Origin of the sequence: Chromobacterium subtsugae (genome assembly GCF_001676875.1) — a bacterium.
Taxonomy (GTDB): domain Bacteria; phylum Pseudomonadota; class Gammaproteobacteria; order Burkholderiales; family Chromobacteriaceae; genus Chromobacterium; species Chromobacterium subtsugae.
In genome coordinates this window covers 1-15,479 of the sequence record NZ_JYKA01000033.1, presented here as the reverse complement: position 1 = coordinate 15,479, position 15,479 = coordinate 1, and the positions used below count along the sequence as shown (strand labels likewise).

The window sequence follows — 15,479 nt, the reverse complement described above, 5'->3', positions numbered from 1 at the left end:
TGGTCTCCAAGATCATCAACTAAGGTTTAAAGGCCAGTAGCTCAATTGGTAGAGTATCGGTCTCCAAAACCGAGGGTTGGGGGTTCGAGACCCTCCTGGCCTGCCAATTAAGACCAGCCGGCGCTATGCGCCGGTTGGTCTTTTGTCGCATATACGCGAGAGAAGATTCGACATGGAAATGCAAGATAAGATCAAGTTGGCACTGGCTGGTCTTGTGGTGGCGGCCGGCGTTGTCGGCTTTTACCTGATACCGGAAGGTCAGGACCTGCTGCGCGCGCTGGCTTTCATCGTCTCCATCCTGGTGGCTGCCGGGGTGGTGTGGGCGTCGGCGCCCGGCAAGGGGCTGGTGGTCTACGCCAACGAGTCCATCGTCGAGGCTCGCAAGGTGGTGTGGCCGACCCGCAAGGAGGCGACTCAGGTGACGCTGATGGTGTTCGTATTCGTCGCGGTCCTGGCGCTGTTCATGTGGCTGGTGGACTCCAGCCTGTCCTGGCTGTTTTACGATGTGATTCTCGGTCGAGGTAGATAATGGCAAAGCGCTGGTATGTGGTACACGCGTACTCTGGTTTTGAGAAAAGCGTGCAAAAGGCGCTGCGTGAACGTATCGAACGTTCCGACATCGCAGATCAATTTGGTCAGATCCTGGTGCCGGTAGAGGAAGTCGTCGACATCAAGAATGGCCGCCGCTCGATCACCGAGCGCAAATTCTTCCCTGGCTACGTGCTGGTGGAAATGGAAATGACCGACGATACCTGGCACTTGGTGAAGAGCACTCCCAAGGTGACCGGTTTCGTCGGGGGAACCGGCAACCGCCCGGCGCCGATTTCCAAGCGCGAAGTCGAGGCCATCATGCAGCAGATGCAAGAGGGCGTGGAAAAGCCGAAGCCGAAGGTGCTGTTCGAAGTTGGCGAGAAGGTTCGCGTCATCGACGGCCCGTTCAACGACTTCAATGGCTCGGTCGACGAAGTCAACTACGAGCGCAACAAGCTGCGCGTGTCGGTGCAGATCTTCGGTCGCGACACCCCGGTTGAGCTGGAATTCAGCCAGGTAGAGAAGCTGTAAAATTCTGCTTGGCAAGTTTGGCGAAGGCGTGTAAAATTCTGCGCTTTCGTCCTGGGAAGCGAACACTGCTGTTCGCGTTACACCCGTTTTAGGAGTTTTAATCGTGGCAAAGAAAATTGTCGGCTACATCAAGCTGCAAGTGCCCGCTGGCAAGGCTAACCCGTCTCCCCCGATCGGTCCGGCCCTGGGTCAGCGCGGTCTGAACATCATGGAATTCTGCAAGGCGTTCAACGCCCAGACTCAAGGCGTTGAGCCGGGTCTGCCGATTCCGGTTGTGATCACTGCCTACGCGGACAAGTCCTTCACCTTCATCATGAAGACCCCGCCGGCCACCATCCTGCTGAAGAAGGCCGCTGGCATCAAGTCCGGCTCCGCCAAGGCGCACGTGGACAAGGTTGGCAAGGTAACCCGCGCTCAGCTGGAAGAAATCGCCAAGACCAAGCAGCCGGACCTGACCGCCGGTGACCTGGACGCTGCTGTTCGCACCATCGCCGGCTCCGCCCGTTCGATGGGTCTGGAAGTGGAGGGCGTGTAAATGGCTAAGATCTCCAAGCGTCTGCAAGCTCTGAAGGCTACCGTTGATCGCAACAAGCTGTACGCTGTTGAAGAAGCGATTGCCCTGGTGAAAACCGCCGCCACCGCCAAGTTCGACGAGTCCATCGACGTCTCCGTGAACCTGGGCGTGGATCCGCGCAAGTCCGACCAAGTTGTCCGTGGCTCCGTGGTTCTGCCGCGCGGCACCGGCAAGTCGGTACGCGTTGCCGTATTCGCTCAAGGCGCCAACGCCGAAGCCGCCAAGGCTGCCGGCGCTGAAGTGGTCGGTTTCGAAGACCTGGCCGAGCAAGTTAAAGCCGGCAACCTGGACTTCGACGTTGTCATCGCTTCCCCGGATGCGATGCGCGTTGTCGGTCAGCTGGGTCAGATCCTGGGCCCGCGCGGCCTGATGCCGAACCCGAAGGTTGGCACTGTTACCCCGAACGTAGCCGAAGCCGTGAAGAACGCCAAGGCTGGTCAGGTTCAGTACCGCACCGATAAGGCTGGTATCATCCACGCCACCATCGGCCGCGCTTCCTTCGAAGCTGAAGCCCTGCGTGAAAACCTTTCCGCTCTGGTTGATGCCCTGGTGAAAGCCAAGCCGGCAGCTTCCAAGGGTGTGTATCTGAAGAAGATCGCCGTATCCAGCACCATGGGTGTCGGCGCTCGCGTAGATACCGCTACCGTCAACGCCTAAGCGTTGCCGGAGCATGACGGGGCGGTGAAAGCCGCCTTATCAAAGGCTTTGGGCTGGCAGGCTTGCCTGCCAGATTGTCAAAGACCGTAGGTGCCGCAAGGCTTAATAGCGGGCTTGCTTGTTATCGAAGCCAGCATCCTACGCAGATGGTGTACCCGAACAGGCTTCTGAAAGTTCATAAGCTCATGTAGCTCAGGGGTAGAGCACTCCCTTGGTAAGGGAGAGGTCGGCGGTTCAATTCCGCCCATGAGCACCAGTTCTTTATGATGTCTCCTGATACAGGTCGCCGCTGCAAAGCGAGATGGAAATTTTTTCCATTTCATTTCAGTCTAGGAGGTAGACCTTGAGTCTCAATATCGAAGATAAAAAGGCGGTCGTCGAAGCAGTTTCTGCCGAACTGGCAGGCGCTCAGACCCTCGTTATCGCTGAATATCGGGGCATCGAGGTAAGCAGCATGACCAAGCTTCGCGCCCAGGCGCGAGCTAACGGCGTGTTCCTGCGCGTTCTGAAGAACACGCTGGTGCGTCGTGCCGTGGAAGGCACTCCGTTCGCCGATCTGGCTGACCAAATGGTTGGCCCGTTGGTGTACGCGATTTCCGCCGACCCGGTTGCTGCTGCCAAGGTGCTGCATCAATTTGCCAAGGCCGACGACAAAATCATCGTCAAGGCAGGTTCCTACGAAGGCAAGGTACTGTCCGCTGCTCAGGTTGCTGAGCTGGCGTCCATCCCGAGCCGCGAAGAACTGCTGTCCAAGCTTCTCTACGTTATGCAGGCTCCGGTCGCTGGCTTCGCCCGCGCGCTGGCCGCCCTGTCCGACAAGAAGCAAGCCGAAGCCGCTTAACTTATTTGATTCTTATAGAATTCAGGAGATTTTCACATGGCAATCACCAAAGAAGACATCCTCGAGGCCGTTGCTGGTCTGACCGTGATGGAACTGAACGACCTGGTTAAGGCGTTCGAAGAGAAGTTCGGCGTTTCCGCCGCTGCTGTAGCTGTTGCTGGCCCGGCCGGCGCTGGCGCTGCCGCCGCTGAAGAAAAGACCGAGTTCGACGTTGTTCTGACCGCCGCTGGCGACAACAAGGTTGGCGTGATCAAGGTTGTTCGCGCGATCACCGGCCTGGGTCTGAAGGAAGCCAAAGACCTGGTAGACGGCGCTCCGAAGAACGTGAAGGAAGGCGTGTCCAAGGCTGAAGCCGACGACGTTGCCAAGCAACTGATCGAAGCTGGTGCTAAGGCTGAAGTCAAATAATCTTCTTTGAAAAAAGAAGGTGAGGCTGGCGGAGAAATCCGCCAGCCTTATTGCGCTTGTAGTTGGCGGAAACGAAGAAGGTAAAAGCCAGCAATATACTTGGCGTGGCTGCTGACTTTTAGTTTCTTGCGCCACCCACCTCGATGGAGACTCTATGAGTTATTCGTTTACTGAGAAGAAACGTATTCGTAAGAGCTTTGCGAAACGTGCCAGTGTTCTCGACGTCCCATTCCTGTTGGCGACCCAGATTGATTCCTACACCGAATTTCTCCAGCTGGGCAAGCCGCTGGATGAGCGCAAGGATGTGGGTCTTCAGGCTGCGTTCAAGTCGATTTTCCCGATCGTCAGCCATAACGGCTATGCCAAGCTGGACTTCGCCCACTATATCCTGGGCGAACCGCCGTTCGACGTGCAGGAGTGCCAGCTGCGCGGCATCACTTTCGCCGCCCCGCTGCGCGCCCGCATTCGCCTGACGATTTTCGACAAGGAATCGTCCAAGCCGGTGGTGAAGGAAGTGCGCGAGAATGAGGTGTACATGGGCGAGATTCCGCTCATGACCACCAACGGGTCTTTCATCATCAATGGCACCGAGCGTGTCATCGTTTCCCAGTTGCACCGTTCCCCGGGCGTGTTCTTCGAGCACGACCGCGGCAAGACCCATTCCTCGGGCAAACTGCTGTTCTCGGCGCGCGTGATTCCCTACCGCGGCTCCTGGCTGGACTTCGAGTTCGATCCGAAGGACCTGCTGTACTTCCGTATCGACCGTCGCCGCAAGATGCCGGTTACCATTCTGCTGAAGGCGCTGGGTTACAGCAACGAAGAAATCCTGTCCGAGTTCTACAGCTTTGACACCTTCTACCTGACCCGCAACGGCGTATTCATGCGCGTGGTGCCGGATCGTCTGAAGGGCGAAGTGGCCAAGTTCGACATCGTGGCCGCCGACGGCAAGCTGATCGTCGCCAAGGACAAGCGCATCACCGCCAAGCACATCCGCGACATCCAGACCGCTGAGCTGGATCGCATTGAAGTGCCGGCCGACGCGCTGCTGGGCAAGATGCTGGCGCACAACGTGGTGAACCAGAACACCGGCGAAGTGATCTCCCGCGCCAACGAGGAAGTGACCGAGGAAGTGCTGGCCAAGCTGGCGCTGGCGGACATCGACCAGGTCGACGTGCTGTTCACCAACGATCTGGACCAGGGCGCGTACATCTCGCAAACCCTGCGTTCCGACGACATCCAGGACCAGCTGCAAGCCCGCGTGGCGATCTACCGCATGATGCGCCCGGGCGAGCCGCCGACCGAAGACGCGGTGGAAGCGCTGTTCCAGCGCCTGTTCTTCAGCGAAGAAACCTACGATCTGTCGCGCGTGGGCCGCATGAAGTTCAGCTCGCGCACTTACCAGTACAAATTCGACGACAAGACCCCGGAATGGTTCAAGTCGCTGATCGGCGACAAGTTCGCGTCGCGCCGCGACGTGATGGAAGGCACGCTGTCCACTGAGGACATCGTGTCCGTGATCGCCATTCTGACCGAGCTGCGCAATGGCCGCGGCGAAGTGGACGACATCGATCACCTGGGCAACCGTCGCGTGCGTTCGGTGGGCGAACTGGCCGAGAACCAGTTCCGCGCCGGTCTGGTGCGTGTCGAGCGCGCGGTCAAGGAACGCCTGAACCAGGCCGAGTCCGACAACCTGATGCCGCACGACCTGATCAACGCCAAGCCGGTTTCCGCCGCGATCAAGGAATTCTTTGGTTCCTCGCAGCTGTCCCAGTTCATGGATCAGACCAACCCGCTGTCGGAAATCACCCACAAGCGCCGCGTATCGGCTCTTGGCCCGGGCGGTCTGACCCGCGAGCGCGCCGGCTTCGAAGTGCGCGACGTGCACCCGACCCACTACGGCCGCGTGTGCCCGATCGAAACGCCTGAAGGTCCGAACATCGGCCTGATCAACTCGCTGTCCGTGTTTGCGCGCACCAACGAGTTCGGTTTCCTGGAAACCCCGTACCGCAAGGTGGTGGACAGCAAGGTCACCAACGAGATCGACTACCTGTCCGCGATCGAAGAAGGCCGCTACGTGATCGCCCAGGCCAACGCCGAGCTGAGCGAAGACGGCGCGCTGATCGACGAGCTGGTGACCTGCCGCGAGAAGGGCGAAACCATTCTGGCGACGCCGGACCGCGTGCAGTACATGGACGTGGCCACCGGCCAGGTGGTGTCCGTGGCCGCTTCGCTGATTCCGTTCCTGGAACACGATGACGCCAACCGCGCATTGATGGGCGCCAACATGCAACGTCAGGCCGTACCGTGCCTGCGTCCGGAAAAAGCCTTCGTCGGCACCGGCATCGAGCGTTCGGTGGCTGTCGACTCCGGCACCACCGTGGTGGCTCGCCGCGGCGGCGTGGTCGATTACGTCGACGCCGGCCGCGTGGTGGTTCGCGTCAACGATGAAGAAGCGACCGCTGGCGAAGTGGGCGTGGACATCTACAACCTGACCAAGTTCACCCGTTCCAACCAGAACACCAACATCAACCAGCGTCCGATCGTGAAAGTGGGCGACCACATCGCGCGCGGCGACGTGGTGGCCGACGGCGCCTCCACCGACCTGGGCGAGCTGGCGCTGGGTCAGAACATGACCATCGCGTTCATGCCGTGGAACGGCTACAACTACGAAGACTCGATTCTGATCTCGGAAAAGCTGGTCGCAGAAGACCGCTACACCTCGATCCACATCGAAGAGCTGTCCGTGGTTGCCCGCGACACCAAGCTGGGGCCGGAAGAAATCACCCGCGACATCCCGAACCTGTCCGAACGCATGGCAGGCCGTCTGGATGAATCCGGCATCGTCTACATCGGCGCAGAAGTCGAAGCCGGCGACGTGCTGGTGGGCAAGGTGACGCCTAAGGGCGAAACCCAGCTGACGCCGGAAGAGAAGCTGCTGCGCGCGATCTTCGGCGAGAAGGCCTCCGACGTGAAGGACACAAGCTTGCGCGTGCCGACCGGCACCGTGGGCACCGTGATCGACGTGCAGGTGTTCACCCGCGAAGGCATCGAGCGCGACAAGCGCGCCCAGTCCATCATCGATTCGGAACTGAAGCGCTATCGCCTTGACCTGAACGACCAGCTGCGTATTTTCGACAACGACGCCTTCAGCCGTATCGAACGCCTGATCGTCGGCAAGGTCGCCAACGGCGGTCCGAAGCGTCTGGCCAAGGGCACCGTGATCGACCAGGAATACCTGGCCGGCCTGCCGACCAAGCACGATTGGTTCGACATCCGCATGAGCGATGAAGACATCGCCAAGCAGCTGGAACTGATCAAGGAAAGCCTGGCGCAGAAGCGTGAAGAATTCGACCTCAAGTTCGAAGACAAGAAGCGCAAGCTGACCCAGGGCGACGAGCTGCCGCCGGGCGTGCAGAAGATGGTCAAGGTTTATCTGGCCGTGAAGCGCCGCCTGCAGGCGGGCGACAAGATGGCCGGCCGTCACGGTAACAAGGGTGTGGTTTCCCGCATCCTGCCGATCGAAGACATGCCGTACATGGGCGACGGCCGTCCGGTCGACATCGTGCTGAACCCGCTGGGCGTACCGTCGCGTATGAACATCGGCCAGATCCTGGAAGTTCACCTGGGTTGGGCAGCCAAGGGCATCGGCGAACGCGTCGACCGCATGATCAAGGAACAGCAGACCGCTGCCGAGATCCGCGGCTACCTGGAACGCCTGTACAACGAAACCGGCCGCAGCGAGGACCTGGCGTCCCTGAGCGACGACGAAGTGCTGCAACTGGCGCAAAACCTGCGCAAGGGCATGACTTTTGCTACACCGGTATTCGACGGCGCGAAGGAAGCCGAGATCAAGCACATGCTGGATCTGGCCTACCCGGACGGCGACGAGCTGACCGACAAGATGGGCTTCAACGAGTCCAAGACCCAGATGACCCTGCACGACGGCCGCTCCGGCGAAGCCTTCGACCGCAAGGTGACCGTGGGCGTCATGCACTACCTGAAGCTGCATCACCTGGTCGACGACAAGATGCACGCCCGTTCCACCGGCCCGTACTCGCTGGTGACCCAGCAGCCGCTGGGCGGTAAGGCGCAGTTCGGCGGCCAGCGTTTCGGTGAGATGGAGGTGTGGGCGCTGGAAGCTTACGGCGCCGCCTACACGCTGCAGGAAATGCTGACCGTGAAGTCGGACGATGTGACCGGCCGTACCAAGGTCTACGAAAACATCGTCAAGGGCGAGCACAAGATCGATGCCGGCATGCCGGAATCCTTCAACGTGCTGGTGAAGGAAATCCGTTCGCTCGGCCTGGATATCGACCTGGAACGTTATTGATTGGGAGCATGGGCGCGGCAGTTTGAGGCCGCGCCTGTCCCCTGACTGGAGACGCAATGAAAGCTCTGCTCGACCTCTTTAAGCAAGTTACGCAAGAAGAAGAGTTTGATGCGATTAAGATCGGCATCGCCTCGCCTGACAAGATCCGTTCCTGGTCTTATGGTGAAGTAAAGAAACCCGAAACCATCAACTACCGCACCTTCAAGCCGGAACGCGACGGCCTGTTCTGCGCCCGCATCTTCGGGCCGGTGAAGGACTACGAGTGCCTGTGCGGCAAGTACAAGCGCCTGAAGCACCGCGGCGTGATCTGCGAGAAGTGCGGCGTCGAAGTGACCCTGTCCAAAGTGCGCCGCGAGCGCATGGGCCACATCGAACTGGCCAGCCCGACCGCGCACATCTGGTTCCTGAAGTCGCTGCCGTCGCGTCTGGGCATGGTGCTCGACATGACGCTGCGCGACATCGAACGCGTGCTGTACTTCGAAGCGTTCGTGGTGACCGATCCGGGCATGACCCCGATGCAGTACCGCCAGCTGTTGACCGAAGAGGACTTCCTGGACAAGGAAGACCAGTACGGTGAAGAGTTCGTCGCCATGATGGGCGCCGAGGCGGTGAAGGAACTGCTGAAGAAACTGGATCTGGACAGCGAGATCGAGACCCTGCGTCGCGAGCTCGAAGCCACCAATTCCGACACCAAGATCAAGAAGATCGCCAAGCGCCTGAAAGTGCTGGAGGCCTTCCAGCGTTCCGGCATGAAGCCGGAATGGATGATCCTGGACGTGCTGCCGGTGCTGCCGCCGGAATTGCGTCCGCTGGTGCCGCTGGACGGCGGCCGCTTCGCGACCTCCGACCTGAACGACCTGTACCGCCGCGTCATCAACCGGAACAACCGTCTGAAGCGCCTGCTGGAACTGCGCGCGCCGGACATCATCGTGCGCAACGAGAAGCGCATGCTGCAGGAATCGGTTGACTCGCTGCTGGACAACGGCCGTCGCGGCAAGGCGATGACCGGCGCCAACAAGCGTCCGCTGAAGTCGCTGGCCGACATGATCAAGGGTAAGGGCGGCCGTTTCCGTCAGAACCTGCTGGGTAAGCGTGTCGACTACTCCGGCCGTTCCGTGATCACCGTGGGCCCGACCCTGCGCCTGCATCAGTGCGGCCTGCCGAAGAAGATGGCGCTGGAACTGTTCAAGCCGTTCATCTTCCACAAGCTGGAAGTGATGGGCCTGGCGTCCACCATCAAGGCGGCCAAGAAGCTGGTCGAGCAGGAAGTGCCGGAAGTCTGGGACATCCTTGAAGACGTGATCCGCGAGCACCCGGTGCTGCTGAACCGCGCGCCGACCCTGCACCGTCTGGGCATCCAGGCGTTCGAGCCGGTGCTGATCGAAGGCAAGGCCATCCAGCTGCACCCGCTGGTCTGCGCGGCGTTCAACGCCGACTTCGACGGCGACCAGATGGCCGTTCACGTGCCGCTGTCGCTCGAAGCGCAGATGGAAGCCCGCACCCTGATGCTGGCCACCAACAACGTGCTGTCCCCGGCCAACGGCGAGCCTATCATCGTGCCGTCGCAGGATATCGTGTTGGGTCTGTATTACATGACCCGCGACAAGGTGAACGGCAAGGGCGAAGGCATGGTGTTCGCCGACACCAAGGAGGTGCATCGCGCTTACGAAACCCGCCAAGTCGAGCTGGCTACCCGCATCACCGTCCGCCTGAAGGAATGGGAAAAGGACGAGCAGGGCGAGTTCCAGCCGGTGATCAAGCGTTACGACACCACCGTCGGCCGCGCGATCCTGTCGGACATCCTGCCTAAGGGCCTGCCGTTCGAGCACATCAACAAGGCGCTGAAGAAGAAAGAAATCTCGAAACTGATCAACGTTTCGTTCCGTCGTTGCGGCATCCGCGACACGGTGATCTTCGCCGACCAGCTGATGTACACCGGTTTCGCCTACTCCACCCGCGGCGGCATCTCCATCTGCGTGGACGACATGCAGATTCCGAAGAAAAAGACCGAACTGCTTGGCGAAGCCAACAAGGAAGTCAAGGAGATCGAAGAGCAGTATCGCCAGGGTCTGGTGACCCAGGGCGAACGCTACAACAAGGTGGTGGATATCTGGGGCCGCACCGGCGACAAGATCGCCAAGGCGATGATGGACGAGCTGTCCAAGCAGCGCGTGCTGGATCGCGACGGCAAGGAAGTCGACCAAGAGTCCTTCAACTCGATTTACATGATGGCTGACTCGGGCGCGCGGGGTTCCGCAGCCCAGATCAAGCAGCTGGCCGGCATGCGGGGCCTGATGGCGAAACCGGACGGTTCCATTATCGAAACCCCGATTACCGCCAACTTCCGCGAAGGCTTGACGGTACTGCAGTACTTCATCTCCACCCACGGCGCCCGTAAGGGTCTGGCGGATACGGCGTTGAAGACCGCGAACTCCGGTTACCTGACCCGTCGTCTGGTCGACGTGACCCAGGATCTGGTGGTGATCGAGGACGATTGCGGCACCACCAACGGCTTCACCATGAAGGCCGTGCTGCAAGGCGGCGACGTGATCGAAGCGCTGCGCGACCGCATCCTCGGCCGCGTGACCGCGGTAGACGTGGTGGATCCGTCCACCGGCGAAACCGTGATCGAAGCCGGCACGCTGCTGGACGAGCAGATGGTCGACTCGATCGACAGCCTGGGCATCGACGAAGTGAAGGTGCGTACCGCCATCACTTGCGACACCCGCTACGGTCTGTGCGCGAAGTGCTACGGCCGCGACCTGGCGCGCGGCAAGCGCGTCAACGCCGGCGAAGCGGTAGGCGTGATCGCCGCCCAGTCGATCGGCGAACCGGGCACCCAGCTGACCATGCGTACCTTCCACATCGGTGGCGCGGCGTCGCGAAATGCGGCCGCCAGCCAAGTGGAAGGCAAGTCCAACGGTACCGTGCGCTTCTCCAGCCAGATGCGTTACGTGGCGAACACCAAGGGCGAGCTGATCGTCATCACCCGCTCCGGCGAAGTGGTGATCCACGACGACATGGGCCGCGAGCGCGAGCGTCACAAGGTGCCGTACGGCGCGACCCTGATGGTGACCGATGGTCTGCAGATCAAGGCAGGCACGGTTCTGGCCACCTGGGACCCGCACACCCGTCCGATCATCACCGAGTACGCTGGCCGCGTGAAGTTCGAGAACGTGGAAGAGGGCAACACCGTAGCCAAGCAGACCGACGAAGTGACCGGCCTGTCCACGCTGGTGGTGATCGACCCGAAACGCCGCGCCGGCGCCCAGTCGAAGATGCTGCGTCCGCTGGTGAAGCTGCTCGACGACAACGGCAACGAAGTGAAGCTGGCCGGTTCGGACGCTTCGGTTTCGATTACCTTCCAGGTGGGCGCGATCATTACCGTTCGCGACGGCCAGGACGTGGGCAAGGGCGAAGTGCTGGCCCGCATCCCGCAGGAATCGTCGAAGACCCGCGACATTACCGGTGGTCTGCCGCGTGTGGCCGAGCTGTTCGAAGCCCGTTCGCCGAAGGATGCCGGCATGCTGGCCGAGGTGACCGGTACCGTTTCCTTCGGTAAGGACACCAAGGGCAAGCAGCGCCTGATCATCACCGATCTGGAAGGCAGCGGCTACGAAAACCTGATCCCGAAGGACAAGCACGTGCTGGTCCACGACGGCCAGGTGGTGAACCGCGGCGAATCCATCGTCGATGGTCCGGTCGATCCGCACGACATCCTGCGTCTGCAGGGCATCGAGGCGCTGGCCCGCTACATCGTCCAGGAAGTTCAGGAAGTGTACCGTCTGCAGGGCGTGAAGATTAACGACAAGCACATCGAGGTGATCATTCGCCAGATGCTGCGTCGCGTCGTGATCTCCGACAGCGGCGACACCGAGTTCATCCAGGGCGAACAGGTGGAACGCGCCGAAGTGCTGGAAATGAACGACAAGATGGTCGCGGAGGGCAAGGAGCCGGCGCAGTACGAAAACGTGCTGCTGGGCATCACCAAGGCGTCCTTGTCGACCGACTCGTTCATCTCCGCGGCTTCCTTCCAGGAAACCACCCGCGTGCTGACCGAAGCGGCCATCATGGGCAAGAAGGACGATCTGCGCGGCCTGAAGGAAAACGTGATCGTCGGCCGTCTGATTCCGGCCGGTACCGGTCTCGCGTACCATCGCACCCGCCGTCGCCAGCAACTGGGCCTCGACGCCGCCGAATCGCAGCTGTTCGACTCGGGCATGCTCAACACGGCGCTGGAAAACGACGAATAACACCGGCCTGACGGCCTAGTGTTGAAAAAACGCTGCTTCATCAACGGTTAACGTTGCTGGGGCGGCGTTTTTTATTTGACGCTTGACCGTTGACTAAAATATAATCCTCCGTCCTTTCTGGAGGCGTGTTGCCTTCAGGAAGAATCAACTAGGAACTGATAGTAATGCCAACCATTAACCAACTCGTTCGCAAGGGCCGCCTCGCCAGCACGGCGAAGAGCAAGGTGCCTGCGCTGGAAGCCTGCCCGCAGAAGCGTGGCGTGTGCACCCGTGTCTACACCACCACTCCGAAGAAGCCGAACTCGGCGCTGCGTAAAGTGTGCAAGGTACGTCTGACCAACGGTTTCGAAGTGATTTCCTACATCGGTGGCGAAGGCCACAACCTGCAGGAACACTCGGTAGTGCTGATCCGCGGCGGTCGTGTAAAAGACTTGCCGGGTGTGCGTTACCACACCGTGCGCGGTTCCCTGGATACCGCAGGCGTGAAAGACCGTAAGCAAGCCCGTTCCAAGTACGGCGCCAAGCGTCCCAAGTAATTGGGAAGGTCTCATGGCGGCCTGAGCGTTTCGTAATGGTCGTCTAGTAAGTGGCTGCTCCATTGGGTGGTCATGAGCCAAAGCTCAACTGAATAATTTAAGGAAGTAACATGCCAAGACGCAGAGAAGTCCCCAAGCGTGAAATTCTGCCGGATCCGAAGTTCGGTTCGCAGGATCTCTCCAAATTCATGAACGTTGTGATGATCGACGGCAAGAAGTCTGTAGCCGAACGCATCATCTACGGCGCTCTGGAACAGATCGAAAAGAAATCCGGCAAAAACGCCCTGGAAGTGTTCAACGCAGCACTGTCCAACGCCAAGCCGGTAGTGGAAGTAAAAAGCCGCCGCGTAGGTGGTGCAAACTATCAAGTTCCTGTTGAAGTACGTCCGTCGCGTCGTATGGCCCTGGCCATGCGTTGGCTGCGCGACGCTGCGCGCAAGCGCGGTGAGAAGTCCATGGACCTGCGCCTGGCTGGTGAATTGCTCGATGCGGCCGAAGGCCGTGGCGGCGCGATGAAGAAGCGTGACGAAGTGCACCGCATGGCAGAAGCCAACAAGGCCTTCTCGCACTTCCGTTTCTAAGCTCACCCCCACTTATTCAAGGTGTAGATCGTGGCACGGAAAACCCCCCTTGAGCGCTACCGTAATATCGGTATCTCCGCTCACATTGACGCCGGTAAGACTACTACTACCGAGCGTATTCTGTTTTACACCGGTGTGAACCACAAGATCGGTGAAGTGCATGATGGCGCCGCCACCATGGACTGGATGGAGCAAGAGCAGGAACGTGGCATCACCATCACTTCCGCCGCTACCACCACCTATTGGAAGGGTATGGCCATGCAGTATCCGGCCCACCACTTCAATATCATCGACACTCCGGGACACGTGGACTTCACCATCGAGGTGGAGCGTTCCATGCGCGTGCTGGACGGTGCCGTGATGGTTTACTGCGCTGTGGGCGGCGTTCAGCCCCAGTCGGAAACCGTATGGCGCCAGGCCAACAAGTACAAGGTTCCGCGTATCGCGTTCGTGAACAAGATGGACCGTCAAGGCGCCAACTTCTTCCGCGCGGTTGAGCAGGTGAAAACCCGCCTGCGCGGCAACCCGGTGCCTATCGTCGTGCCTATCGGCGCGGAAGATAGCTTCACCGGCGTGGTCGACCTGCTGAAGATGAAGGCCATCATCTGGGATGAAGCTTCCCAGGGCATGAAGTTCGAGTACGGCGATATCCCGGCCGACCTGGTTTCCGTTGCCGAAGAATGGCGCGAGAAGATGGTTGAAGCCGCCGCCGAAGTCAGCGAAGAAATGATGGACAAGTACTTGGGCGGCGAAACGCTGACCGAGGAAGAAATCGTTGCTGGCCTGCGCGAACGTACCCTGAAGTGCGAAATCCAGCCGATGCTGTGCGGCTCCGCGTTCAAGAACAAGGGTGTTCAGCGCATGCTGGACGCCGTGATCGAACTGCTGCCGAGCCCGCTGGATGTTCCGCCGGTTCCGGGTGAGAACGAAGACGGCACCCCGACCACCCGCGAAGCTTCCGACGACGCTTCCTTCTCCGCTCTGGCGTTCAAGCTGATGAACGACCCGTACGTGGGCCAGCTGACCTTCTTCCGCGTCTACTCCGGCGTGGTGAAGTCCGGCGACACCGTGCTGAACTCGGTCAAAGGCAAGAAAGAGCGTATCGGCCGTATCGTGCAGATGCACGCCAACGACCGTAAGGAGATCGAAGAAGTGCACGCCGGCGACATCGCCGCTGCCATCGGTCTGAAGGAAGTTACCACCGGTGAAACCCTGTGCGCGATCGACGCTCCGTTGATCCTCGAGCGCATGGAATTCCCGGAACCGGTGATCCACGTTGCCGTTGAGCCGAAAACCAAGGCCGACCAGGAGAAGATGGGCGTTGCCCTGAATCGCCTGGCCAAGGAAGACCCGTCGTTCCGCGTGCGTACCGACGAAGAATCCGGCCAGACCATCATTTCCGGCATGGGTGAACTGCACCTGGAAATTCTGGTTGACCGCATGAAGCGCGAATTCGGCGTTGAAGCCAACGTCGGCGCGCCGCAAGTGGCTTACCGCGAAACCATCACCAAGACGGTTACCGACGTTGACGGCAAGCACGTCAAGCAGTCCGGCGGTAAGGGTCAGTATGGTCACGCCGTGATCACGCTGGAACCGTCCGGCGAAGGCCAGGGCTACAAGTTTGTCGACGAGATCAAGGGTGGCGTGATTCCGCGCGAATTCATCCCGTCCGTGGACAAGGGTATTCAAAACACCCTGTCCAACGGTATTCTCGCCGGCTTCCCGGTGGTGGACGTGACTGTGCGTCTGACCTTCGGTTCCTACCACGACGTCGACTCCTCGCAGATCGCGTTCGAACTGGCAGGCTCGCTGGCTTTCAAGGAAGCCATGCGCCGCGCCGGTCCGTGCATCCTCGAGCCGATGATGGCTGTGGAAGTGGAGACTCCGGAAGAGTACATGGGTGACGTCATGGGTGACTTGAACCGCCGTCGCGGCATGGTTCAAGGCATGGACGACGACGGTCTGGGCGGCAAGATCATCAAGGCTGAAGTACCGCTGGCCGAGATGTTCGGTTACTCCACCGACCTGCGTTCGGCTACCCAAGGCCGTGCCACCTACTCGATGGAGTTCAAGCACTACTCCCAGGCTCCGAAGCACGTCGCTGACGCTGTAATGGCCGCCAAGAAGTAATGCGCGCTGAGGCTGGTCGGCTTTTCCAATCAAGACCGACCAGCCCCGATCTAATGTTCTTTAATTAAGGATTTGTAAAAATGGCAAAAGAAAAGTTTGCGCGGACC

11 protein-coding genes and 2 tRNA genes are annotated in these 15,479 nt (G+C 60.0%); all 13 read left to right on the top strand.

The window, feature by feature from the left end; all coding sequences use genetic code 11:
* Positions 1-30 precede the first annotated feature (30 nt).
* The 13 genes from MY55_RS22035 (at position 31) to fusA (ending at position 15,372) form a co-directional block, all read left to right on the top strand.
* A tRNA-Trp gene (locus tag MY55_RS22035) sits at positions 31-106 on the top strand.
* A gap of 66 nt (positions 107-172) precedes the next feature.
* On the top strand, positions 173-529 hold the full coding sequence (gene secE, locus MY55_RS22030) for a preprotein translocase subunit SecE (protein ID WP_080509332.1): 357 nt from the start codon (positions 173-175) through the stop codon (positions 527-529).
* On the top strand, positions 529-1,062 hold the full coding sequence (gene nusG, locus MY55_RS22025) for a transcription termination/antitermination protein NusG (RefSeq protein WP_043575240.1): 534 nt from the start codon (positions 529-531) through the stop codon (positions 1,060-1,062). The genes secE and nusG overlap by 1 nt, the downstream gene beginning before the upstream one ends.
* 103 nt (positions 1,063-1,165) lie before the next feature.
* Positions 1,166-1,597: a 50S ribosomal protein L11 gene (rplK, locus tag MY55_RS22020; RefSeq protein ID WP_043575242.1), complete on the top strand. Its 432-nt coding sequence runs from the start codon at positions 1,166-1,168 to the stop codon at positions 1,595-1,597.
* Positions 1,598-2,293, top strand: a complete 696-nt coding sequence (rplA, locus tag MY55_RS22015; protein WP_043575245.1) for a 50S ribosomal protein L1 — start codon at positions 1,598-1,600, stop codon at positions 2,291-2,293.
* 181 nt (positions 2,294-2,474) lie between these two features.
* Positions 2,475-2,549, top strand: a tRNA-Thr gene (locus MY55_RS22010).
* An 87-nt stretch (positions 2,550-2,636) separates the two neighbouring features.
* Positions 2,637-3,134, top strand: a complete 498-nt coding sequence (gene rplJ / locus MY55_RS22005; RefSeq protein WP_047244604.1) for a 50S ribosomal protein L10 — start codon at positions 2,637-2,639, stop codon at positions 3,132-3,134.
* 36 nt (positions 3,135-3,170) lie between these two features.
* Positions 3,171-3,542 (top strand): 50S ribosomal protein L7/L12, encoded by a 372-nt coding sequence (rplL, locus tag MY55_RS22000; RefSeq protein ID WP_043575249.1) that lies wholly within the window; start codon positions 3,171-3,173, stop codon positions 3,540-3,542.
* A 154-nt stretch (positions 3,543-3,696) separates the two neighbouring features.
* Positions 3,697-7,872: a DNA-directed RNA polymerase subunit beta gene (rpoB, locus tag MY55_RS21995; protein ID WP_043575251.1), complete on the top strand. Its 4,176-nt coding sequence runs from the start codon at positions 3,697-3,699 to the stop codon at positions 7,870-7,872.
* Between the two features lie 56 nt (positions 7,873-7,928).
* Positions 7,929-12,125, top strand: a complete 4,197-nt coding sequence (gene rpoC / locus MY55_RS21990; protein WP_043575253.1) for a DNA-directed RNA polymerase subunit beta' — start codon at positions 7,929-7,931, stop codon at positions 12,123-12,125.
* Positions 12,126-12,289: 164 nt separating this feature from the next.
* Positions 12,290-12,661 (top strand): 30S ribosomal protein S12, encoded by a 372-nt coding sequence (gene rpsL, locus MY55_RS21985; RefSeq protein ID WP_047238069.1) that lies wholly within the window; start codon positions 12,290-12,292, stop codon positions 12,659-12,661.
* A 110-nt stretch (positions 12,662-12,771) separates the two neighbouring features.
* Positions 12,772-13,242: a 30S ribosomal protein S7 gene (rpsG, locus tag MY55_RS21980; RefSeq protein WP_021479140.1), complete on the top strand. Its 471-nt coding sequence runs from the start codon at positions 12,772-12,774 to the stop codon at positions 13,240-13,242.
* Positions 13,243-13,272: 30 nt separating this feature from the next.
* Complete coding sequence (fusA, locus tag MY55_RS21975) at positions 13,273-15,372, top strand: elongation factor G (RefSeq protein ID WP_043575259.1); 2,100 nt, start codon at positions 13,273-13,275, stop codon at positions 15,370-15,372.
* The last annotated feature ends 107 nt before the right edge of the window (positions 15,373-15,479 follow it).

Coding starts and splice junctions, on each gene's coding strand:
- nusG (WP_043575240.1), top strand. CDS start 529: ATGGCAAAGCGCTGGTATGTGGTACACGCGTACTCTGGTTTTGAGAAA.
- secE (WP_080509332.1), top strand. CDS start 173: ATGGAAATGCAAGATAAGATCAAGTTGGCACTGGCTGGTCTTGTGGTG.
- rplL (WP_043575249.1), top strand. CDS start 3,171: ATGGCAATCACCAAAGAAGACATCCTCGAGGCCGTTGCTGGTCTGACC.
- rpsG (WP_021479140.1), top strand. CDS start 12,772: ATGCCAAGACGCAGAGAAGTCCCCAAGCGTGAAATTCTGCCGGATCCG.
- rplA (WP_043575245.1), top strand. CDS start 1,598: ATGGCTAAGATCTCCAAGCGTCTGCAAGCTCTGAAGGCTACCGTTGAT.
- rpsL (WP_047238069.1), top strand. CDS start 12,290: ATGCCAACCATTAACCAACTCGTTCGCAAGGGCCGCCTCGCCAGCACG.
- rpoC (WP_043575253.1), top strand. CDS start 7,929: ATGAAAGCTCTGCTCGACCTCTTTAAGCAAGTTACGCAAGAAGAAGAG.
- rpoB (WP_043575251.1), top strand. CDS start 3,697: ATGAGTTATTCGTTTACTGAGAAGAAACGTATTCGTAAGAGCTTTGCG.